Genomic DNA, 21,750 nt, shown 5'->3' with positions numbered 1-21,750 from the left:
CGCGTAGCGTAAGGCCAGTGCCTCGCCTCACCCGTGACCGGATCACCTGGCTGACGTACGCACAGCTCGGTCTGTGGGGCTTCTTCCTCTACGGATTCGGCCCGGTCGTACCGCTGCTCCGCGACGAACAGGGCACCAGCGCCGCCGTCGCCGGCCTGCACAGCACCGGCATCGCGGTGGGCGCGCTCGCCGGTGGTGCGCTGTTCGCCCCGGTCGCCCGCCGATTCGGTCGCGGCGCGGCCATCTGGCTCGGCCTCGCCGGTGTCGCCGCCGGCGTCACCGCGCTCGGCCTGCTCCGCCCGTTACCGGCCACGCTCGCCGCGGTCGCGCTCATCGCCACCTTCGGCATGATGGTGGTCAGCGGCGTCAGCGTGGTGCTCACCGCCCGCCACGGACCCGCCGCCCCGGCCGCGCTCACCGAGGCCAACGCGGCCTGCGCCGGCATGGGCATCCTCGCGCCGCTGACGATCGGCGCGAGCGTCGACGCCGGTCTCGGCTGGCGACCGCTGATGGCCGTCGAGGTCGGGCTGATCACGCTTGTCGCGCTCGCCGCCCTGACGTTCCGGGTACGCGGGCCGCGACGTGCCCCCGCTGTCGCGGCTGCCGGCACACCGGTCCTCGTCGCCGCCTCCACCCGGGTACCCGCCGTCCCCGCTTCGGTGGCGTCCGAGGCCGCCGTGCCCGCCCCCGCTTCGGAGGTGCCCGTCCCCGGGGTGCGGTCGTCGTCGGGGCGGCTGCCGCGCGCGTACTGGATCGCCTGGGTCTTGATGTCCGTCACCGGGTCGATCGAGGTCTGCCTGTCGCTCTGGACCGCCGACGTGCTGCGGACCCACGCCGGGCTGAGCGCGGGCGGGGCCTCGGCGGCGGTCGCCGCGATCGTCTGCGGCATGTTCGCCGGCCGGCTCGCCGGTGGCCGCGCGGCGTTGCGCTGGGCGCCGGTGCCGCTGCTGCTCGGCGCGCTCACCGTCTCCCTGGCCGGGTTCGCGCTGTTCTGGGGGAGCACTGTCGGGTGGCTCGCGGTCACCGGGCTGGTCGTGCTCGGGCTCGGCAACGCGCTGCACTACCCGCTGGCGATCTCGATCGCCCTGGCCGTGGCCGGTCCGGCCGCCGACAAGGCGGCGGGCTGGTCCGCGTACTCGATGGGTGTGGGTTTCGGGATCGCGCCGGTGGCGCTCGGGTGGGTGGCCGACGGCGTCGGCCCGCACCCGGCGTTCCTGCTGCTGCCCGCGTTCATCGCGGTGGCGGTGCTGCTCACCGTGCGGCTGGGGCGCGCCCTGCCCGCCCCGGTCCGCGCGGCTTGATCGACCCCACTTCGGCATCCCGCGCTCAGGAACACCGCCACCTCGCCGAGGTGGTCTTCGGTCGGCTCAGAGCACGCGGGCGAGCGTGACGCCGTCGGCGATCGGCAGCATGACCGCCTCGACCCGGACATCAGCGATCACCGCGTCGTTGAACGCGGCGATCGCCCGGTCGTCGGCGTTGCGCGGGGCGAGCACCCGGCCGTCGCGCAGCGTGTTGTCGACGGCGATCACCGCGCCGGGACGCATGCGGGGCACCAGCTCGTCCCAGTAGAGCGGGTACCCGACCTTGTCCGCGTCGATGAACGCGAAGTCCAGGTAACGCTCGCGGGGCAGCTCGCGCAGCGTCTCCGCGGCCGGGCCGATACGTAGCTCGATCCGGTCCTGCACGCCGGCGCGCTCCCAGTAGCGCCGGGCCACGCCCGTGTACTCCTCCGAGATGTCGAAGCAGGTCAGCCGGCCGCCCTCGGCCAGTCCTCGGGCGATCGCCAGCGAGGAGAGGCCGGTGAACGTGCCCACCTCCACGGCCTGCCGTACGCCGAGCAGCCGGGTCAGGAACGTCAGGAACGCTGCCTGCTCCGGCGCGACCTGCATGACCGCCTCGGCGGGCAGGGCCGCAAGGGTCTCCTCGGCCAGGTCCCGGACGACCTCGTCCGGGGTGGACCCGTGGGCCACCAGGTAGGCGTGCAGTTCCGGAGTGAGCGGCAACGGCTTCGTGGTCATGTCCGGACGTTAGCCGAGATGCTCGATCTCCTGGCCCCCGGGCGCGATCTTCGTCCACAGGTCGACGATGCTCAGCTCCACCTCGGCGAGCAGCCGGCGCAGCAACGGCAGGGACAGCCCCACCACAGTGCCCGGGTCGCCCTCGATCCCGGTCAGGAACGCCCCGCCCAGCCCGTCGATGGTGAACGCGCCCGCCACCGCCAGCGGCTCGCCCGTCGCCACGTACGCGGCGATCTCGTCGTCGCTGATGTCGGCGAAGTGCACGGTGGTCGAGGCGACCGCCTCGGCGCGGGACTCGTGCGTCACGTCGATCAGGCAGTGGCCGGTGTGCAGGACGCCGCTGCGCCCGCGCATCCGCTGCCACCGGCGGGTGGCGTCCGCCGCGTCATCAGGCTTGCCGAGGATCTCGCCGTCGAAGGCCAGCACCGAGTCGCAGCCGAGCACCAGGGTGCGCTCGCCCGGCGAGGGCCGCAGCCGATCGCGTACCGCCTGCGTCTTCAGCCGGGCCAGCTCCAGGCACAGATCCTCGGCCCGATCGCTGACCACCTGCGACTCGTCCACACCGCTGACCAGCACGTCGGGCTCGATCCCGGCGGCCTGAAGCAACTTGCGGCGGGCGGGAGACTGCGAGGCGAGCACGAGGCGCACCGGTACGGAGGTCGACACCCCGCCGACGCTACCGGCTGACCCGGGGCGGCGGGTCGTCGGCACGTCGGCGCCGCCGCCAGAACAGGTACCCGCCGCCCGCCGCCACCAGGACACCCAGGGTGGCGAGCCCGCGTACGGTCGCGGCATTGTCGCCGTCCTGCTTCGGGGCTGCCTCCGCCGATGCCGGTGGAGTCACCTGGGAGGACTCGAAGCCGAGCGGGGGGACGTCGGCGGTGAGCGCGGCGACGAGGTCGATGACGCCGTAGCCGTACTGGTCGTCGCGGCCCGGTGGTCCCTTGTCGACGGCGGTGGCGGTCAGCCGGTGGGCGACTTCCTGGGCGGGGAGGTTGGGGTACTTGGAGCGGATGAGAGCAGCAGCCCCGGCAACGATCGCAGTCGCATCCGACGTGCCGGTGCTCCGGCGGTATCGACCTGCGAGGCTTGTGGAGTAGATGTCGACTGCAGGTGCGAGAATATCCAAATCCGTCCCGGCAACCGAGAATTCTGCCTTGTTGCCCTTCCGGTCAACGCCGCCTACAGCGATCACGCCCGGTTCGGATGCTGGGTAGCTAATCGAGGTTTCACTCGGGATATTTCCAACGGCGGCTACTACGACGATATTCGCTTCAAGTGCCGACTTCACTGCAGTTTGCAGGCGAGGAGTGGGGGTGCTGGCTGCAGAGATGCTTATTACATCCACGTGCTGAGCTACCGCGTACTCAATACTGCCTGCTAAATCCTCAGGCTGACCTAGCCCGTTTGCTGGTGTGTCGAAGATTGGGAGGATCTTGGACCTCGGTGCCACTCCGAGTGCTCCACGAGTCCCTCCCTGGCCATGTGCTGCTATGAGGCCAGCCATACCGGTGCCGTGGCTGTTCGTATCCCGGAGGCCGTCCCCGCTTCCACCCTCAATCACATCTGTTCCCGGAAGCAGATTCCGCACTAAATCCGGATGAGCCTCTACTCCGGTGTCAGGAACTGCTACAACGACCCCTTCGCCCTGACTGACGCCGTGGGCTTCCGTAGCCTTCAAAAAGCGTAGATGCCACTGGTCGCCCCTAACCCGATCCGGCCCGTCCGTGCCGGGCAGCAAGGCGGATGTCGTCAAGCCAGAGCCCAGCAAGACTGCGAGTGACGCAGCCAAGAATCGCGGCATCAGCAGTGCGTGGAGAATCACCGATTGAAGCCTATGGCGGGTCCCGGGTCGATCGGCCCTTCGTCGGGTGGCTCCAATACTGGATCCACGCCGCGTTCGACTTCCCAGGGATTATCCGGATCCCAGCGAAGTTCCGAGTCTCTTCCTGCATCCTTGCTGTTCTGTCTCCCATGGGTAGGCGGCAGGCCGGGAGCGCCGCCCAGGGGCGTCAATCCATGCGCACCGAGGTTGGGACCTCTCCCCGCACTCGGCCGAGACCCTGCAGCTCCTGTCGGCGCAGTTCCGGCCGCACCTCCACCGATAACTCCACCCGGGGGATTGACGCGCCTATAGGGGCCGCCCGTGGGGGGTTGACCGAGGGGAACCCCAGGGATCAACCCGTTTGTCGCGGTTGCGCGCGGCGGAAGCGGCCGGTTGGTGCCCTTTCCAGCAACTGGATCGTTTCCTAGAGGGCTCACACTGGCGCCGCGATTGGGTGCGGAGGGAAGGGAGATGCCGGGAGTGCCAGACGGTGTACCAGGAGTGGCCGAGGATACGACTCCAGGCGGCACGGCTTGGGTCGGCGCTCCTGAGCCCGCGTTTCCTAAGATAGGACCCCCGCCAATAACGCCGCTCGTATGAGGCATGCCTGCTTGAGTAGGCGGGTTCGCTGCGACGTTTGGTCGACGTCCGGTCATTGGCGCGGACGGCGCAATCGGTACTGCGACGATAGGAGGGATTATTGGGGCCGGATCTGAGCCAAGATATGGGTCGGACGAATGTGGGTCGGCCCGTGGTCCCGGCCTGGCTGGTGCTGGTGGGCGCTGCAGCATGACCTGGGCGTGCTGGAGTTCGCCGCTCAATCCCCTCATCAGCCCGCGCGCCCGTACGTTCAACTGCTCCAGGTCGTCGTCCGTCACCGGGGGCCGCTCCGGCAACCGGCTGCCCGCCACCGCCTTCGGGTCGGCGATCGTCGCCTCGTACGCCTGCTTCTGCCGCAGCTTCTTCTCGTACTCCTCGTGCAGCGGTTGCAGCTCGGCCCGCGCGCTGCCGATGGCGCGTGCGGCGGCGGCCAGCGCGTCGTAGTTCGCGGCGGCGGCGTCGTGGGTGCGCTGCACGCGCTCGATGAGCTGGTCGAGTTCGGCGATGTACGCCCGCGCGGCGGCGTTCGTCTCCGGTGGCCACGCGTCGGCCAGGCCGCGCCGGTATTCGAGCAGACGGCTCAGGTGGGCCAGGGCGAGGTCGCAGACCTTGCGCCAACCGGCGACCTGCTTCCACTGGCCGGCGGTGTCCTGGTCCTGCACGCACGCCCACATGCTGAGGACGTCCATCAGCCGCCAGTCGGTCAGCCCGGAGGTGCGTCCGCTGCCCCGTTCGATCACGGCAGGATCACCCGGCTCTGCTCGGGGGCTGTGGGGTCGGCCAGTGGCGGCATCGGGCGGGCGACGGCGCTGGACGGCCCGGCCAGCGCCCGTTCGACGTCGGCCACGCGTGCGGAGGAGAACGCGTCGGCGTCGCCGTAGCGGGCGGCGATCCGCCCGGCGGCGTCGGCGAGCCGCCCGGTCGCCGGTGCGAGATCCCACACCGCGCTCACCGCCGCGGTCTGGGTGTCGTGGTGGGCCTGGAGGAACTGGACCAACTCGATGAAGGCGTCTGCCGGGTTGGGCACCGGCGCCTTCATGTCGTCGGCGATGTAGGACAGGTGCGGCGAGTAGTTGCGCGTCACCTCGTCCTGGAGGCGGTCGGCGAACTCCCGCATCTGTCGGATGTCGGCCTCGATGCCGCCGTAGCCGCGCAGCCAGCCGGCTGGCTGGTTGTCCTCCGGGATCATCAGGAGCCTCCTGCCCGTCACCACACGGTTTCCCTGAGTGAGGTTAATGGCTCCACGTGGATCCCGGCAGCCCCGCCCGGCGCCGCGAGCGGAGGAGGATGTCAGCGGGGCAGGCCGGAGGCCCGCCACGCGCCGGGGCCGGCGACCGGCCCGGCCAGGGCGGGCCGCGCGCTGCGCGCCCACTGCGACACGGGGGCCGGCGCGGCGGCCTGGGCCGGGCGGGTGCGCACCACGATCGCGCCGACCAGAGCGGCCAGCTCCTCGGCGGTGGGCACGCCACGGACGATCCGGAACAGCGGCTCCTCGGCAGACATGACCCCAGGGTACGCGTCGCGAATTCGACCTTCGCCGTACAGTGGCGTGCCGACGGTGTGGGCGTCGCAGCGGCCGGGTACGGTTCTCTGCGATGTCGAACGCGCTCCCCCAACTCGTCGCCGACCGGTACCGGCTTCTCACGCCGCTCGGTCAAGGCGGCATGGGCCGCGTCTGGAAGGCGCGGGACGAGGTGCTGCACCGGGACGTGGCCATCAAGGAACTGGTCCCGCCCCCCGGCCTCACTCCGGAGGAGCGCCGCGAGATGCGCGAGCGCTCGCTGCGTGAGGCGCGGGCGATCGCCCGCCTCAACAACGTCAACGTGGTCCGCATCTTCGACGTGCTGCGCACCGACGGCGACCCGTGGATCGTCATGGAGTACGTGGCGTCGAAGTCGTTGCAGGACACCATCGCCGAGGACGGCCCGGTGTCGGCGGCGAAGGCGGTCGAGATCGGCCTGGGCGTGCTGAACGCACTGAAGGCCGCGCACAAGGCCGGCATCATGCACCGCGACGTCAAGCCGGGCAACGTGCTGCTCGGCGAGGACGGCCGCGTGGTGCTCACCGACTTCGGCCTGGCCACCATCCCCGGCGACCCGAACGTGACGCGTACCGGCATGGTGCTCGGCTCACCCGCGTACATCTCGCCGGAGCGCGCCCGCGACGGCACCGCGGGCCCGGAGGCGGATCTCTGGTCGCTCGGCGCCACGCTCTACGCGGCCGTCGAGGGCAAGTCGCCGTACGCCCGCCCGTCGGCGATCGCCACGCTGGCCGCGCTCGCCACCGAGCCGATGCCGCCGCCGCGCAACGCCGGGCCGCTCAAGCCGGTGCTCCAGGGCCTGCTGCGCAAGGACCCGGACGAGCGGATCACCGCCGAGGTGGCGGAGCGCATGCTGCGCAAGGCCGCCGGCCGTCGGGCCAAGAGCATCTCGCTGCTGGACGGCGTACGCCGGCCGGGGCCGAACGGTCCACGCGTGCCGCGCCCGCCGCTGGTGCCCGCGCCGCGCCCGGCCGACCAGGCCGAGCGATCGGCGGGCGCCGCGTCCGGGGTCTCCGCAACCGGGGGTACGGCGGCAGCCGCCGACCCGACGGCGAAGGTGCCGGCACCCACCTCGGACGCCCGGCCCACCGCTAAGGTGACCCCGCCGCCCGCCGACCCGACGGCGAAGCTCGACCCGGCGCCCTCGGCCGACGAGACGCGTGTGGACGACGAGGCGCGGGTGGACGGCGTCGACCCGGCGCTGGACGAGACGCGGCTCGACGGAGAGCCGGTCATCGACACCCCGGCGCCGGTGAGTCCGGCCGTGACCGGCTCCGCGCCGGTCAGCCCGGCTCCCGTGCAGGAGGCGTCGTCGACCGGCCGCGCGACGGTGCTGCCGGTCGAGAAGTCCGCGCCCAACCGGCGCAACCTGCTGATCGGCGCACTGGTTCTGCTGCTGCTCGTCGGCCTGGTGGTGGCCGTGCCGCTGCTGAACAACGGTGACGACGGCGACGGCGGTGAGCCGACTGCAGGCACCTCGGCGTCGGCGGCGGCGCCGCCCGCGCCGAGCGAGAGCGCGTCGCCGAGCGCCCCGGCGGCGAGCGCGTCGGCCAGCCCCACGCCGTCGGCCAGCCCGTCGGCCTCGGGGTTCACGCTGCCGGCCGGGTGGCGTCTCTACACCGGCCCGAACGGTTTCAAGGTGCCGATCCCGAACGGTTTCGAGGCGCGGGTCGGCCGGGACAACGTCGTACTCTACGAGGTCGGCGGCAGCCGGCGGGTGCTGTTCATCCAGTGGACGCCGTCGCCGAAGCCCGACGCTTTCGCCGACTGGAAGGGCCAGGAGCCGTACCGCGCTTCTCGCGTTCGGGATTACAAGCTGGTCGGCATCACCAAGTGTGACCCCTACTTCCGCACCTGCGCCGACTGGGACTGGCTGGAGACGCGCAACGGCGACACCCGCTTCCACGTGCGCAACCGGGGTGTGGCGACGGCCAGCAACCGGGGCTTCGCGCTGCGCTGGGAGGTGCCCGCGAAGGACTGGGACGCCAACCTGGCCAACTGGGAGATCATCACCAAGGGCTTCGTGCCGGACCGCAAGAACTGACCGGGAATCCCGCCGGTCACGAAACTCGCTCGCATGGCTTTCCGTCCTCGGGGGTATGAATCCCTCCGACGACGGAAGGAGGCGCGACATGGGTTACCGACGGAGGTACACCGGCCCGCGGCTGGCACTGTGGATGCTCGTTGCGCTCGGCGACGTCGTACTGCTCCTGATCAGCGCCGGCCTGTCCGCGCCGGTCGCGGTCCTCGGCGTGCTGACGCTCACGGTCGTGGGTGTGGCGGCGTGGCGCCTGACGCGCCGCACGCCGGTGCCCGTCCCGGCCACCGCGCGCCGCAGAGCCTGATTCCGGTACGACGACAGCGGGACCGCCCCGAGACGAGGCGGTCCCGCCGGTGTCGCGTGCCTGTCAGGTGTTGTTCGCCAGCGCGATCAGCCGGCTGCGGTCGCCGTTCCAGTAGTTGCGGTCGACGTTGCCGCTGATCCCGGAGACGGCGCCGGTGCTCGTGTACTGCCAGAAGCTGTAGAACGGAGCGCCGGCCGGCAGGGTGCCGGGCGAGCTGGCCCAGCGGGCGATCCACAGCGGGTGGTTGGCCCACGGGCCGCTCCAGCTGCCGGTGCACTGGTTCCACCAGCTCGTCGTGGTGTAGATGACCGCGTACCGGCCGGTGCGGGAGCGGTAGGTGTTGAGGAAGTCCTGGACCCAGTTGCGCATGCCGGTGGTGCTCAGGCCGTAGCAGTAGCCGCCGCTGTAGGGGTTGCCCTCCAGGTCCAGCGCGGCGGGCAGCGTACGGCTGTCGGCCGACCAGGCGCCGCCGTTGCTGGCCAGGTAGTTGGCCTGGGTGGAGCCGGCGGAGATGTTCGGGCGGGCGAAGTGGTACGCCCCGCGGATCACCCCGGCGTTGTACGCGTTGACGTAGTTCGCGTTGAAGTTCGGGTCCTTGTAGCTCGTGCCCTCGGTGGCCTTGATGAAGGCGAACTGGATGCCCGAGTTGCGCACGCTGGTCCAGTTGATGCTGCCCTGGTAGCGGGAGACGTCGATCCCGGGCGTGGTCGCGGCGGCGGCCGGTCCGGCGGTCGCCACGAGGGCCGCGGCCGCGGTGGCGGCGGCGGCCAGGCCGGCGGCGAGAAGCCGGCGTACGGAGAGTCTGGTGCTGGGCATGGTTGCCTCCAGAGGGACGTCCGTCTATTGACGCCCATCTTTGGAGCTTAGTGCCCTAGATCGCAATAGGGGGAAAGGAAATTTTCATCGACGGCCGTCGTTCGCCCTGATGGCGCGACAGGTGCGGGTCAGCGCAGGTCGCTCGGGTCCATCGCCCAGCGGAACGGCTCGGTGACACTCAGCGTCTCGCCCGCCTTGGCGACTGCATCCTCGACGTAGTGCGCGCCGTCGAGCCGGTGCAGCCGCAGCGAGTGGCTGTCGCCGTCCTGCTCGACGAGCAGGTACCACGGGATTCGGGCGATCGCGTAGAGCTGCATTTTGACCAGCCGATCAGCGGCGGCATTGCCCGGCGAGACGATCTCGCCGACAAGCGCCACGCGCTCGGCGTCGAGGACCACGCCGTCGTCGTCGGCGTCCGTGACGACGAGGTCCGGGATCACGATCCGGTCCACGCCCAGCCGCACGTTGATGGCTTCGTAGACGAACAGGCCGGACGGCTCGGCCGCCAGCTCGACGGAGTTCGCCAGGCGTCGCGCCACCCGCTGGTGCCGTCGGCTCGGGGCAGGGCTCACGATCAGGCTCCCGTCGAGCAGTTCGATGCGGTCGTGGCTGTCGCCCAACGCGAGGTAGTCGGCCTCGGTCCACGGACCGACGTGCGAGCTGTAGGGCTCCAAGGGAGCTGCGCTCACCGACCTCACCTCCGCTCCGGCGCCTCGTCCGATCAGTCTCACACTCTATGAGACTCGGTCGGTCGAGCGACACGGCTCGGGGCGGTAGGCTCCCCGCCCATGCCCCTGATCGACGGTCTCACCACGCTCTGGGACACGCTGATGAGCGCCCAGCCGGACCCGCCGCCGCTGCTCGTGGTGGTCACCGCCGTGGTCGCGCTCGCGGTGGTCGTGGCCCGGCTGCCCTGGCGGATCGCCCGCAACGCGGTGACCATCGCGCACGAGGGCGGCCACGCGCTCGTCGCGCTGCTCACCGGCCGGCGGCTGCACGGCATCCGGCTGCACTCGGACACCTCCGGGCTGACGCTCTCCGCCGGTCGTCCCACCGGGCCCGGCATGATCCTCACGCTGCTCGCCGGGTACGTCGCGCCGTCGCTGCTCGGCCTCGGCGGCGCCTGGCTGCTGGCCGGCAACCGGATCACGCTGCTGCTCTGGCTCGCGGTGGCACTGCTGCTGGCCATGCTGGTGATGATCCGCAACCTGTTCGGCGTGCTGTCACTGCTGGTCACGGGCGGCGTGGTGCTCGCCGTCTCCTGGTACACCTCGCCCGAGGTGCAGGCCGCGTTCGCCTGGACGTCGGTCTGGTTCCTGCTGATCGGCGGCGTACGGCCGGTGTTCGAGCTGCACCGCCAGCGTGCTCGGGGCCGGATGCCGCAGTCCGACGCCGACCAGCTCGCCCGGATCACCCCGTTCCCGGCACTGTTCTGGGTTGGCCTGTTCCTTGTGGTCGCCCTCGGCGCGCTGGCGACCGGCGGGTTGTTGCTCGCCGGCCCGGCCCTGGCCGACGCCGGTATCACTTTCTGATCCGACGCGCAGCCCTGTTTACCTGGGGCGAGGACGAATTCCGTTCCGGCCAAGCGATCCGTACAGGCAGCTTCACCTGGCGATTTGCTACTTCCTGAGTGGTGACTCAGCGTGATTTGTCAACTACCTGACGTTGCTGAATGAAGGAATGCGTCGATAGGTTCGCTTCAGGGGAGCGAGCCATTCGCTCCGTAACCAACATCCTGAAGGAGGATGGATATGCGAGCATCGACACGGGGGGCGCTCGGGGCGGTTGCGCTGACAGCGACCGTACTGGTCGCGCCGATCGTCACTGCGACCTCGGCCTCGGCGCACGCCGCCTGCGGGAAGACGGTCGGCGACAAGGACAGCAGCAACTGGCCGAAGTCGGCGGACGCGGCCCGGCAGCGGAGCGGTTCCAGCACCGGGTGTGGCATCAACGGCATCGCCTACATCTCGCAGCAGATGGACTACCACTGCTACACAGTGGGCAACGACGGCTACACCTGGACCTACCTGCGGAACAACTCCACCGGTGTGCAGGGCTGGGTCCGTGACGACCTGCTGAGCGACGGCGGAAGCTACGTCTACTGCGGCTTCTGACGCCGTCGACGGCGGAAGGATCCTGATCCGGACCGCTGAGCCCGGCTGACGTCCGCGGCGCGACGGGCTCGACGGACGGTGCGCACCCGCACCGATGCCGCACAGGGATCGGCTCGTTCGTCAATGGCCATGGCCGACCCGCAGGAGCGTGGTGCTCACCACGGAGATCTGACAGCGTGAAGACGGCCCGCCGGTTCGCCGGCGGGCCGTCCTGTCGTCGGGGCCGGCATCACTACCCGTTCTGCCGGGCGGCCGGGAGGGTGATGGTCATTGTGGTGCCGACTTCGGGCCGGCTCGCGGCCGTGATGGTGCCAGAGTGGTTGGTGACGATCTGCCGAGCGATGGCGAGCCCGAGACCACTGCCTCCGGACTCCCGCCCTCGGGCGTGGTCCGCCCGCCAGAAACGGTCGAAGAGGTGCGACAGATCCTCCGGGCGGATGCCGGTGCCAGTGTCGGCGACACTGATCGAGGCGGCGTCGTCGGTGGAGCGGACGGCCAGGGTGATCGTCCCGCCCGGCCGGCTCGCCGCCGTCGCGTTGCGAATGAGGTTGCCGAGCACCTGGCGCAGCCGGTCGGGATCGCCCTGCACGTATGCCGGGCGCGGGGCGTCCACACGCAGCGTGACACCGGCCCCCTCGGTGAGGGCGGCGTGACTGACCCGGCAGGTCTCCGCCAGTTCCGCGAGGTCGAGCCGGACCACGTGCAGCGTCATTGCCCCGGCCTCCGCCGTGGCCAGATCCTGGAGGTCGTCGACGATCCGCTGCTGGAGCAACGCCTCCTCGTGCAACGAGGCGAGTACCTCCGGCGTGGCGGGCAGCACACCGTCCTTCAGCGCCTCCAGGTAACCGCGTAGGTTGGCCAGCGGGGTGCGCAACTCGTGGGCCACGTCGGCGACCATCCGCCGTTGGCGCTCTTCGCTCTGTTGCAGCGAGTCAGCCATCTGGTTGAAGGTGCGGCCCAGCTCGGCGAGTTCATCGGAACCGCGAACCCGGACCCGGTCGCCGAGGTCACCAGAGGCCAGCCGGCGGGACGCCCGCGTCAACGCCGCGATGGGACGCAGCACCCGGCGACTGAGCAGCAACGCGACCACCACCGCTGCGGCCGCGACCACCACCGCGGTCAGCGTGATCGAGTCCCCGGCCAGCTTCGGTGGCTCCTCGTCCCGCGCGCCGATGTAGACCTGCACCGGCTGCGGGGCGAAGGCCGTGGTCTGCGCGATGAATACCCGCTGAAGGCACTCGGCCGAGCGTCCGGCGCCGCTGACGCACGGCCGCAGCAGGCCCTCCATCTGTCCGCTCGTCATGGCGGGGCGGAGCTTGGTGGCCTGCTTGCGGCAGGACACCGATGCGGGCTGCTCCGGGTCGGCAGCGACGAGCACGGGCACGCCGAACAGCGGGCGTTCCGCTCGGATCTGCCCGCCGGCGGCGGCCAGGCACGACGCGTCGCGCAGCGCGCGCTGGTACTGCACGATCGCGGTCATCATGTCCTCGGCCAGGCGCGGCACGGAGTCGCCCTCCGGCAACCGGACCACCGGCCGCGGGTCCACCAGCGTCGGCGGCCCCGTGGTGTCCCGGGCCGCCCGGCCGGCCAGCAGGTCCGAGTCGGCCAGCACCGCGCCGGTCTCGGTGACCACCCGGATCCGCTCGCCGGTGCGGCCGGCCAGCTCGCGTACGCGATCCTGCACTCCGTCCCAGGTGCCGAGCCCGCCGTGCCCGGCCAGCGTGGAGGTGATCAGCGCGATGTCGTCCTGACCGGCGGTGACCGAGGCGCTGAACTCGCGCGACGCCTGTCGCAGCGTGAGCCACGCGGTTGCCGACGTGGCGGTGACCGCGATGAGCATGGTCATCAGCAGCACCCGGAACCGGAAACTCACCGCGGTTGCTCCGGGATGCGGTAACCCCGTCCGTAGACGGTCTGCACGTAGACCGGCTCCGCCGGGTCGCGCTCGATCTTGCGACGCAGGTTCATCACGTGCGCGTCCACCGTCCGCTCCACGACGTAGCTGTCGAAGCCGAAGGCCCTGTCAATGATCTGCGCCCTGGTGAACACGCGGCCCGGCTCGGCGGCAAGCGTCCGCAGGATGCCGAACTCCTTGGCGGTCAGCGGCACGACCCGATCCGCGACCCGCGCCTCGAACCGGTCCACGTCGACGACCAAGTCACCGACCCGCAGCACCTCCGCCTCGCTGCCGCCCCGGCCCGACCGGCGCAGCAGCACCCGGACCCGCGCGGCCAACTCCCGTGGACTGTAGGGCTTGGTGACGTAGTCGTCGGCGCCCAGGTCGAGGCCGAGCAGCATGTCGTCCTCGGTGCTGCGCGCGGTGAGCAGCATGATCGGCACGTCCGACTCCGCGCGCAGGATCCGGCAGACGTCCAAGCCGTCCACCAACGGCATCATCACGTCCAGGACGACAAGGTCGGGCGGATTGCTCCGGCACCGGTCCAGGGCTGACTTGCCGTCGGCCACCACGTACACGTGGTGGCCCTCGTGCTCGAGATAGGCCCGGAGCAGCTCCGACTGTTTCCGGTCGTCCTCGGCGACCAGTATGCGCGCGACCAACGGTTCCCCCCGTCCGGCAGCAGCAGAACCCCGCCATCATCACCCGTACGCGATGCCCGCAGGAACCCCGCCGGGCCGACCCGCACGGTGATCCCACAACTTCTTGACGAGTTCTTCACAGGCCCCGTCCTAGCCTGTCGACAGCTCACCCGACCGACCAGAAGGAGATGGCACCGTGCGGGTTCCCACAGCAGTAGGTGCGGCGCTCGGCGCGGCGGCGCTGATGCTCGTCACCGCGGGGTGCGGCGGCGACGCGAAGGAGCCGTCCGTCGCCACCGCGGGAGGTACCCCGTCGGCCGTGGCCAGCGGAGAGGCCGTCACCGCCTATGTCGAGGGTGTCCGCAAGTACGTGGCCTGCCTGCGAGAGGAGGGCGTCAAGGTCTCCGACCCGGACGCCAAGGGCCGGATCGAGTTCGGCGGTGACGCCCGGGCGGTCAAGGCCGACCCCAAGTTCCGCGCCGCGCAGGTCAAGTGCAACGACCTCAACCCGCCGGTCCCACAAGGGTTGGAGGACAAGCCGGCCCTCGCGCCTGAGGAGATCGCGAAGGCCCGCGAGTACGCGCGGTGCATGCAGACCAAGGGTGCGCCCGATTTCCCCGACCCGGGCCCCGACGGCTACCAGCCCGAGTCGGAGGACGGCAAGCCGCTCTGGGACTCCGGCAGCGCCGGCGCCAAGCGGGCTGCGGCGGCCTGCGGCTCGATCGTGGGGGCGCCCGCCACCCCCGGCCCGGGCGTGGGCTGAGCGGGCGAGACCCGGCGGGTGTGGACGAAGGGAACAGGGTGAGCGGGGAGAGCGAGGTGACCGTCGGCGGCCGACGGCGACGCCGACGGATGCGTACCTGGCTGGTGGCGGGGGCCGGCATGGCGCTTCTCGCCGTGGCTGCAGCCGCCACCCTCGGACTGGGTACCCGCGGGGACGACCCGCCCCCGCGGGATCCCCGGGCCGGCCGTACCGTGCAGGTGACCCGGGGTGACCTGGTGGAGTACACGGTTCTCGACGGCACGGTCGGCTACGGCGCGGCCACCCCGGTGCGGTCCGAGGCCACCGGCACGGTCACCTGGCTGGCGGCGGGAGGGACAGTGGTCAAGCGCGGTCGGAGCCTGCTGCGGGTCGACGAGAAACCGGTCGTGCTGATGTACGGTCCGCTGCCGATGTACCGGACGCTCGCGGCCCCGCTGGAGGGCCGTGACGTCGAGCAGTTCGAGCGCAACCTGCGCGCGCTCGGCTACTCCGGCTTCAGCGTGGACCAGACGTTCTCGTCGGCGACCACCAACGCGGTCAAGCGTTGGCAGCGGGACCTGGGCCGGGAGGAGACCGGACGGGTCGAACCGGGGCAGGTTCTCTTCGCGCCGGGCGCGGTACGCATCGCGCGGCACTCGGTGCGCGTCGGCGCGACCGTACCCGCCGAGGTGTTCACCTGGACCGGCACGGACCGGTTGGTCACCGCGGCCGTCGCACAGGCCGACGCCGCGTGGGCCACCCCCGGGGCGAAGGTGAGCGTCACGCTGCCGGACGGGCGGTCGGTGCCCGGCGTGGTGCACACGGTGGGGGACGACGCCGCACCGGCGGCACCCGCCGCGGAACAGCCTGCGCCCGCTGCCGGCGACGGTGAGACCGGTGCACGGGTGCCGGTGACGGTCGAGGTCAACGACCAGAAGGCGTTGCAGGACGGCGACGCGGGCGCGGTCGAGGTGCGCCGTGTCTCCAAGCAACGGCGGGGGGTGCTCACCGTGCCGGTCAGCGCGCTGCTCGCTCTCGCCGAGGGCGGGTACGGGCTGGAGGTCGTCGATGTGACGTCCACCCGGGTGGTGGCCGTCGAGGTCGGCATGTTCGCCGATGGCCGGGTCGAGGTGACCGGAGTGGGGCTGGACGCCGGCATGAACGTACGGATCCCGCAGTGAGCGCACTGGTGGAGTTGCACGGGGTGTCCCGCACGTATCCGGGCGGCGTGACCGCGCTCGCCGGGCTGGACCTGCGGATCGACGTCGGGGAACTGGTCGGCGTCGTCGGCCCCTCCGGGTCCGGCAAGTCGACCATGCTGCACCTCCTGGGCACGCTCGACCGGCCGTCCACCGGGGTGATCCGGATCGACGGGCACGACATTGCGCGGCTCTCCGACCGGGCGCTGTCCGCGCTGCGGGCCACCACCATCGGCTTCGTCTTCCAGCAGTTCCATCTCGCGCCCGGCACCCCGGTGCTGGACAACGTCGCCGACGGCCTGCTCTACGCCGGCGTGCCGATCCGGCAGCGCCGGCGCCGGGCCGGGGAGGCGCTGGCGCGGGTGGGCCTGTCGCACCGTCTGGACCACCTGCCGCACGAACTGTCAGGCGGGGAACGCCAGCGGGTGGCCATCGCCCGGGCGGTCGTCGGGGAACCCGCGCTGCTGCTCGCCGACGAGCCCACCGGCAATCTCGACTCGGTCTCCAGCGACAGCGTGTTGAAGCTGCTCACCGAGCTGCACCAGGCGGGCACCACGGTCGTGGTGATCACCCACGACGAGGCAGTCGCCGGAAGACTGCCCCGCCGGGTGGAACTGCTCGACGGCCGGATCGTGCGCGACGACGTGCCGGTGGTGCAGCGGTGAGCCGAGCGCCCCGGCCGGGGCGGCTGGCGCTCGCCGACATCGCCCGGCTCGGCGCGGTCGGCCTGCGGTCCCGCCCGCTGCGGGTGTTCCTCTCCGCGCTCGGCATCGCCATCGGTATCGGCGCGATGGTCGCGGTGGTCGGCATCTCCACCTCTAGCCGGGCCGAGCTCGACCGGACCCTGGACCGGCTCGGCACCAACCTGCTGACCGTCATGCCCGGTCGTACCGTCTCCGGGGAGGACGCCAAGCTGCCTGTGGAAGCCACCGCCATGGTCGGCCGGATCGGCCCGGTCGAGTCGGTCGCCGCCACCGGCCAGGTCAAGGGGTACGTCTACCGCAACGACCACGTCCCGATCGGGCAGACCGGCAGCATCTCCGTCCTCGCCGCCCACCAGGACCTGCCGGAGACCGTCGGCGCCACCATGTACACCGGCTCGTGGCTGACAACGGCCACCCGCGCCTACCCGGCGGTGGTGCTGGGCTCCCGGGCCGCGACCCGGCTGGACATCGTCACGCCCGGCGTCCGGGTCTGGCTCGCCGGGCGGTGGTTCTCCGTCGTGGGTGTGCTCGACCCGGTGCCGCTCGCGCCGGAAGTGGACAGCGCGGCGCTGATCGGGTGGGAGTCCGCTCAGACGTACGCCGGCTTCGACGGGCATCCCACCACGGTCTACGCGCGGGCCACGGAGAGCCAGGTCGCCGCCGTACGGGCGGTGCTCGGTGCGACCGCGAACCCACGGGCGCCCAACGAGGTGGCCGTCTCCCGGCCCTCCGACGCGCTCGCCGCGAAGCAGGCCACCGACGACGCGTTGACTGCGTTGCTGCTCGGGCTAGGCGCGGTCGCCCTGCTCGTGGGCGGCGTCGGCGTGGCGAACACCATGGTGATCTCGGTGCTGGAGCGGCGGACCGAGATCGGGTTGCGCCGCTCCCTCGGCGCGACCCGGGGGCACATCCGGGTCCAGTTCCTGGCCGAGTCGCTGATCCTCGCCGGGATCGGGGGCGGCGGGGGCATCGTGCTCGGTGTGCTGGCCACCGGCGGGTACGCCTTCACCCAGGGCTGGCCCACCGTCGTGCCCGCCTGGGCGACCGCAGGTGGTCTCGGCGCGACAGTGCTGATCGGTGCGCTCGCCGGGCTCTACCCGGCGCTTCGGGCGAGCCGGATGGCTCCCGCGCACGCGTTGGCCGGTTCCTGACCCGCCACGGCACGCCGTGCCCGGGCGCGCCCGCCACGGCGGGGCAGAATCGGACCCGTGCGATACGTGATCATCGGAGCGGGCGCGGTCGGCGGCACCATCGGCGTACTCCTGGCCGACGCCGGCCGCGACGTGACGCTCGTGGCCCGCGGCGCGCACCTGGACGCACTGCGGGAGCGGGGTCTGACGCTGCGCACGCCGGACCGCGAGGTGACCGGCCGGCTCCCCGCGGTGGCGGGGCCGGACGGGCCGCCGCTGCCGGCCGACGCCGTGCTGGTCCTCACCGTGAAGTCGCAGGACACCGTGGCGGCGCTCGACGCCTGGGCGGACGCCCCGGTCGAGGGCGGCGGGACGGCGGGCGAGCGACTGCCGGTGGTGCTGGCCCAGAACGGCGTGGCGAACGAGCCTGCCGCGCTGCGTCGCTTCGCCCGCGTACACCCGGTGTGCGTGTGGCTGCCCGCCACGCACCTGGAGCCGGGCGTGGTGGTCGCCAACGGCCATCCGCACCCGGGCATGCTGCACATCGGCCGCTACCCGAGCGGCGCCGACGACACCTCCCGGGCGGTCGCCGCCGACCTGACCGCAGCCGGGTTCGTCGCGCCGGTCCGGGACGACGTGATGCGCTGGAAGTACGGCAAGCTGCTCGCCAACCTCGGCAACGGCCTCCAGGCCCTGCTCGGCCGGGACGTGCCGGAAACCCTGTCGAAGCGGGTACGCGCCGAGGGCGAGGCGGCGCTCGCCGCCGCGGGCATCGCCCACACCACTGTCGACGAGGAGGCCGCCGAGCGCGGCGACCGGGTGTCGCACCGGCCGGTGGGCGGGGAGGAACGCTCCGGCGGCTCCACCTGGCAGAGTCTGGCCCGTGGCGCGGGCTCGGCCGAGACCGACCACCTCAACGGCGAGATCGTGCTGCTCGGGCGCCTGCACGGCGTGCCCACCCCGGCGAACGCGGCGGTGCAGGTCGCGGTACGCCGGGCGGTCCGCGACCGGATTCCGGCCGGCGGCTTCCCGCTCGGCGAGTTGGAGAAATTGCTCGGCTGAGCGGGCAACCGGCGCCGCGCCGCCAGGCGTGTCCCCTCACGAAGACGGGGAGGTGGCAGGTGCCCGACAGCGAGGGCTTCGACGAGTTCTACCGGGGCAGCCGGCAGCGGATGCTCGGCTTCGTCTACGTGCTCACCGGTGACCTCGCCGAGGCGCAGGACGCCGTGCAGGAGGCGTACATCAAGGCCTGGCAGCGGTGGTCCACGGTGCGCGGGTACGACGACCCGGAGTCCTGGGTACGGGTGGTGGCGAGCCGGATCGCGGTGAGCCGCTGGCGCAGCCTGCGCAGCCGGGCCCGCGCCTACCTGCGGCACGGCGCGGTGGCGGACGTGCCGGCGCCGAGCACCGAGACGCTGGAGGTGGTCGAGGCGCTGCGCCGGCTGCCCGAGGCCCAGCGCACCGCGATCGCCATGCACTACCTGCTCGGCATGCCGGTCGCCGAGGTGGCGCGGGAGACCGAGGCACCGATCGGCACCGTCAAGGCCCGGCTTTCCCGGGGGCGGACCGCACTCGCCGGGCTGCTCGCCGTGGTGGATCTGGAGGAGGAGGCGGCAGATGCCTGACGACGTCGCACTCGTGGAGTTGCTGCACCAGGATCTGCGCAACGTCACCTGGCCGGAGCCGGAGGTGATCCGGGCCACCGCCCGGCGGCGCAGCCGACGCTCCGCCGCGCTCGCCGCGGCCTCGGTGGTGGTCGTCGCGGCGCTCACCGCGACCCTCGTGGACCGGGCCGGTGCGCCGCCGCCCGCCGCCGGTGCCGTTGACGGACGGGGGGAGATCGCGGCCGAGGCGATGCTGGAACCGGCCGACATCCCCGTTTCGACCGGCGAGCGACTCAGCGAGACCGGCCTCGACGAGCCGGTCCGGGTGGACGACCTCCTCCAGGTCTGCGCCCGGGAACAGGGGCGGCCGGCCGAGGAACCGCGCTCGCGCTACTCGCGGTCGCAGACCCTGCTGGAGCCGCCGACCGAGCCCGCGACCACCATCGGAACGGTCCTCACCCAGGACGTCTACCGGATGGCGCCCGGCGCGGCGGGCCGGTTCGTCGCCGACCTGGAGGGCACCGTCGCGGCCTGCGGCGCGTGGCGGACGACGGGCCAGGTCTACACCGAGCGGGGGATGACCGGCGCCGAGGTCGTGCACCGCTGGTACGTCGTGGCTAGCGGCTTCGCCGGAGACGAGGCGCTGCTGCTGCGGCACGAGGCGAGCGTGGCGGCGGACGAGGCGAACGGCCGGCCGCCCGGCTACGCGCCGCTGTTCGAGGACCGCTTCGTCGTACGGGTGGGTGACCTGGTGACGGTACTGATCCCGGCCGGCCGGCTGCGGACCGACCTGCCCATGGGCCAGGCGCCCGAGGGCAGGGTGACCGAGGAACAGGTACGGCAGATGGCCCGGGTCGCGGCCGAGCGGATGTGCGTGGCCGCGAACCCGGGCTGCTGACGCCGGTGCCCCCGCCGCTGAACCGGCGGGGGCACCCGGCGCACTACAGCGGGATGTTGCCGTGCTTCTTCGGCGGCAGCGTCTCGCGCTTGGTGCGCAGCACCCGCAGCGCCCGCACGATCTGGGTACGCGTCTCGTGCGGCGGGATCACCCCGTCCACGTAGCCGCGCTCGGCGGCGATGTACGGGTTGGCCAGCGTGTCCTCGTACTCGGCGATCTTCTCGGCGCGGACCGCGGCCGGGTCCTCGGCGTTCGCCAGATCCGCGCGGTAGAGGATGTTCACCGCACCCTGCGCGCCCATCACCGCGATCTGCGCGGTCGGCCACGCGAAGTTCAGGTCCGCGCCCAGGTGCTTGGAGCCCATCACGTCGTACGCGCCGCCGTACGCCTTGCGGGTGATGACGGTGACCTTCGGAACGGTGGCCTCGGCGTACGCGTAGATGAGCTTCGCGCCGCGGCGGATGATGCCGTCCCACTCCTGGCCGGTGCCGGGCAGGAAGCCGGGCACGTCCACGAAGGTGAGCACCGGGATGTTGAACGCGTCGCAGGTGCGCACGAACCGGGCCGCCTTCTCCGACGCGGCGATGTCCAGCGTGCCGGCGAACTGCATCGGCTGGTTCGCCACCACGCCCACCGGGCGTCCCTCGACGCGGCCGAAGCCGACCACCATGTTCTGCGCGTACAGCGGCTGCACCTCGAGGAACTCGCCGTCGTCGAGCACGTGCTCGATGACCCGGTGCATGTCGTACGGCTGGTTCGCCGAGTCCGGGATCAGCGTGTCCAGCTCCCGGTCGGACTCGGTGACGTCGAGGATCGCGGGGGCGTCGAAGACCGGCGGCTCGTCCAGGTTGTTCGACGGCAGGTACGACAGCAGCGCCTTGACGTACTCGATCGCGTCCTCCTCGTCGGTGCCGAGGTAGTGCGCGTTGCCGCTGCGGGTGTTGTGGGTGCGGGCGCCGCCCAGCTCCTCCATGCCCACGTCCTCGCCGGTGACCGTCTTGATCACGTCGGGACCGGTGATGAACATGTGCGAGGTCTGGTCGACCATGACGGTGAAGTCGGTGACCGCCGGGGAGTAGACCGCGCCGCCCGCGCACGGGCCCATGATGAGCGAGATCTGCGGGATCACGCCGCTGGCCCGGACGTTGCGGAAGAAGATCTCGCCGTAGAGCCCGAGGGACGTGACGCCCTCCTGGATCCGCGCGCCGCCGGAGTCGTTGATGCCGACGACCGGGCAGCCGATCTTCATGGCGAGGTCCATCAGCTTGACGATCTTCTCGCCGAAGACCTCGCCGAGGGAGCCGCCGAAGACGGTGAAGTCCTGCGAGAAGACGCAGATCTGCCGGCCGTCCACGGTGCCGTAGCCGGTCACCACGCCGTCCCCGTACGGGCGGGTCTTCTCCAGCCCGAAGTTCGTCGAGCGGTGCCGGGCGAACTCGTCCAGCTCGACGAACGAGCCCTCGTCGAGGAGCATCTCGATCCGCTCGCGGGCGGTCTTCTTGCCCCGCGCGTGCTGCTTCTCGACCGCCCGTGCCGACCCGGCGTGCACCGCCTCGTCGAGCCGTCGCTCCAGGTCCGCCAGCTTGCCGGCGGTGGTGTGGATGTTGAACCCGGTGTCGGTAGTCACCCGTGGAATATAACGATGGTTCAGGTGTCTGAGGCTGTGCAGTGCGC

23 protein-coding genes are annotated in these 21,750 nt (G+C 71.8%); 13 read left to right on the top strand and 10 right to left on the bottom strand.

The window, feature by feature from the left end; translation table 11 throughout:
- Positions 1-17: 17 nt before the first annotated feature.
- Positions 18-1,301, top strand: coding sequence for an MFS transporter (locus O7607_RS08455; protein ID WP_269702228.1), 1,284 nt, complete (start codon positions 18-20; stop codon positions 1,299-1,301).
- Positions 1,302-1,367: 66 nt separating this feature from the next.
- Here the strand turns inward: O7607_RS08455 and O7607_RS08450 are convergent, their stop codons facing one another.
- The 3 genes from O7607_RS08450 to O7607_RS08440 are packed head-to-tail and all read right to left on the bottom strand — an operon-like array spanning position 1,368 to position 3,825.
- The gene (locus O7607_RS08450) at positions 1,368-2,021 is read right to left on the bottom strand and encodes an O-methyltransferase (protein WP_269702226.1); all 654 of its coding nucleotides are present in this window, start codon (positions 2,019-2,021) and stop codon (positions 1,368-1,370) included.
- Positions 2,022-2,030: 9 nt separating this feature from the next.
- Positions 2,031-2,687, bottom strand: coding sequence for a Maf family protein (locus tag O7607_RS08445; protein ID WP_269702225.1), 657 nt, complete (start codon positions 2,685-2,687; stop codon positions 2,031-2,033).
- Positions 2,688-2,697: 10 nt separating this feature from the next.
- Complete coding sequence (locus O7607_RS08440; RefSeq protein ID WP_442929520.1) at positions 2,698-3,825, bottom strand: S8 family serine peptidase; 1,128 nt, start codon at positions 3,823-3,825, stop codon at positions 2,698-2,700.
- Positions 3,826-4,635: 810 nt separating this feature from the next.
- On the opposite strand from O7607_RS08440, the gene O7607_RS30465 reads away from it, so the two are divergent.
- Complete coding sequence (locus tag O7607_RS30465; RefSeq protein ID WP_332367300.1) at positions 4,636-4,890, top strand: hypothetical protein; 255 nt, start codon at positions 4,636-4,638, stop codon at positions 4,888-4,890.
- Between the two features lie 292 nt (positions 4,891-5,182).
- On the opposite strand, the gene O7607_RS08430 is transcribed toward O7607_RS30465, so the two are convergent.
- Together O7607_RS08430 and O7607_RS08425 are read right to left on the bottom strand one after the other, a co-directional pair.
- Complete coding sequence (locus O7607_RS08430; protein WP_269702219.1) at positions 5,183-5,635, bottom strand: hypothetical protein; 453 nt, start codon at positions 5,633-5,635, stop codon at positions 5,183-5,185.
- A 101-nt stretch (positions 5,636-5,736) separates the two neighbouring features.
- Entirely contained in the window at positions 5,737-5,949 is a 213-nt protein-coding gene (locus O7607_RS08425; protein ID WP_013474005.1) for an acyl-CoA carboxylase subunit epsilon, read from the bottom strand.
- A gap of 92 nt (positions 5,950-6,041) precedes the next feature.
- On the opposite strand from O7607_RS08425, the gene O7607_RS08420 reads away from it, so the two are divergent.
- The gene (locus O7607_RS08420; protein WP_269702217.1) at positions 6,042-8,030 is read left to right on the top strand and encodes a serine/threonine-protein kinase; all 1,989 of its coding nucleotides are present in this window, start codon (positions 6,042-6,044) and stop codon (positions 8,028-8,030) included.
- 88 nt (positions 8,031-8,118) lie between these two features.
- Positions 8,119-8,331 (top strand): hypothetical protein, encoded by a 213-nt coding sequence (locus tag O7607_RS08415; RefSeq protein ID WP_194798598.1) that lies wholly within the window; start codon positions 8,119-8,121, stop codon positions 8,329-8,331.
- Positions 8,332-8,394: 63 nt separating this feature from the next.
- Here O7607_RS08415 and O7607_RS08410 read toward each other — a convergent pair whose 3' ends face one another.
- A complete protein-coding gene (locus tag O7607_RS08410; protein WP_269702215.1) occupies positions 8,395-9,147 on the bottom strand; it encodes a GH25 family lysozyme in 753 nt (250 codons plus the stop codon).
- Positions 9,148-9,275: 128 nt separating this feature from the next.
- The gene (locus O7607_RS08405; protein WP_269702213.1) at positions 9,276-9,836 is read right to left on the bottom strand and encodes a Uma2 family endonuclease; all 561 of its coding nucleotides are present in this window, start codon (positions 9,834-9,836) and stop codon (positions 9,276-9,278) included.
- 99 nt (positions 9,837-9,935) lie between these two features.
- Between O7607_RS08405 and O7607_RS08400 the strand changes: the two genes are divergently transcribed.
- Together O7607_RS08400 and O7607_RS08395 are read left to right on the top strand one after the other, a co-directional pair.
- Positions 9,936-10,679 carry a M50 family metallopeptidase gene (locus O7607_RS08400; protein WP_269702211.1) on the top strand — a complete coding sequence of 248 codons (744 nt, stop codon included), beginning with the start codon at positions 9,936-9,938 and terminating at the stop codon, positions 10,677-10,679.
- Between the two features lie 219 nt (positions 10,680-10,898).
- Positions 10,899-11,261: a hypothetical protein gene (locus O7607_RS08395; RefSeq protein WP_269702209.1), complete on the top strand. Its 363-nt coding sequence runs from the start codon at positions 10,899-10,901 to the stop codon at positions 11,259-11,261.
- 232 nt (positions 11,262-11,493) lie between these two features.
- Here the strand turns inward: O7607_RS08395 and O7607_RS08390 are convergent, their stop codons facing one another.
- Together O7607_RS08390 and O7607_RS08385 are read right to left on the bottom strand one after the other, a co-directional pair.
- Positions 11,494-13,134 carry a sensor histidine kinase gene (locus O7607_RS08390; protein WP_269702208.1) on the bottom strand — a complete coding sequence of 547 codons (1,641 nt, stop codon included), beginning with the start codon at positions 13,132-13,134 and terminating at the stop codon, positions 11,494-11,496.
- Positions 13,131-13,820 carry a response regulator transcription factor gene (locus O7607_RS08385; protein ID WP_269702207.1) on the bottom strand — a complete coding sequence of 230 codons (690 nt, stop codon included), beginning with the start codon at positions 13,818-13,820 and terminating at the stop codon, positions 13,131-13,133. The genes O7607_RS08390 and O7607_RS08385 overlap by 4 nt, the downstream gene beginning before the upstream one ends.
- Positions 13,821-13,995: 175 nt before the next feature.
- On the opposite strand from O7607_RS08385, the gene O7607_RS08380 reads away from it, so the two are divergent.
- From O7607_RS08380 to O7607_RS08350, 7 genes are read left to right on the top strand one after another with little or no spacing between them, the layout of a single operon-like run.
- Positions 13,996-14,562, top strand: coding sequence for a hypothetical protein (locus tag O7607_RS08380; protein WP_269702206.1), 567 nt, complete (start codon positions 13,996-13,998; stop codon positions 14,560-14,562).
- Between the two features lie 38 nt (positions 14,563-14,600).
- The gene (locus tag O7607_RS08375) at positions 14,601-15,722 is read left to right on the top strand and encodes a peptidoglycan-binding protein (protein WP_269702205.1); all 1,122 of its coding nucleotides are present in this window, start codon (positions 14,601-14,603) and stop codon (positions 15,720-15,722) included.
- A gap of 5 nt (positions 15,723-15,727) precedes the next feature.
- Positions 15,728-16,405, top strand: coding sequence for an ABC transporter ATP-binding protein (locus O7607_RS08370; protein ID WP_269706917.1), 678 nt, complete (start codon positions 15,728-15,730; stop codon positions 16,403-16,405).
- Positions 16,402-17,595, top strand: coding sequence for an ABC transporter permease (locus tag O7607_RS08365; protein WP_269702203.1), 1,194 nt, complete (start codon positions 16,402-16,404; stop codon positions 17,593-17,595). Before O7607_RS08370 ends, O7607_RS08365 begins: the two co-directional genes overlap by 4 nt.
- A 57-nt stretch (positions 17,596-17,652) precedes the next feature.
- Positions 17,653-18,636, top strand: a complete 984-nt coding sequence (locus O7607_RS08360) for a ketopantoate reductase family protein (RefSeq protein ID WP_269702201.1) — start codon at positions 17,653-17,655, stop codon at positions 18,634-18,636.
- 59 nt (positions 18,637-18,695) lie between these two features.
- Positions 18,696-19,199, top strand: coding sequence for a SigE family RNA polymerase sigma factor (locus tag O7607_RS08355; protein WP_269702199.1), 504 nt, complete (start codon positions 18,696-18,698; stop codon positions 19,197-19,199).
- Positions 19,192-20,076 (top strand): hypothetical protein, encoded by an 885-nt coding sequence (locus tag O7607_RS08350; protein WP_269702198.1) that lies wholly within the window; start codon positions 19,192-19,194, stop codon positions 20,074-20,076. Before O7607_RS08355 ends, O7607_RS08350 begins: the two co-directional genes overlap by 8 nt.
- Positions 20,077-20,119: 43 nt before the next feature.
- Here the strand turns inward: O7607_RS08350 and O7607_RS08345 are convergent, their stop codons facing one another.
- The gene (locus tag O7607_RS08345; RefSeq protein WP_269702195.1) at positions 20,120-21,703 is read right to left on the bottom strand and encodes an acyl-CoA carboxylase subunit beta; all 1,584 of its coding nucleotides are present in this window, start codon (positions 21,701-21,703) and stop codon (positions 20,120-20,122) included.
- Positions 21,704-21,750: the final 47 nt, after the last annotated feature.

The sequence above is a fragment of the Micromonospora sp. WMMA1949 genome (assembly GCF_027460145.1).
Classification (GTDB): domain Bacteria; phylum Actinomycetota; class Actinomycetes; order Mycobacteriales; family Micromonosporaceae; genus Micromonospora.
This window is presented reverse-complemented; position numbering and strand designations above follow the sequence as displayed.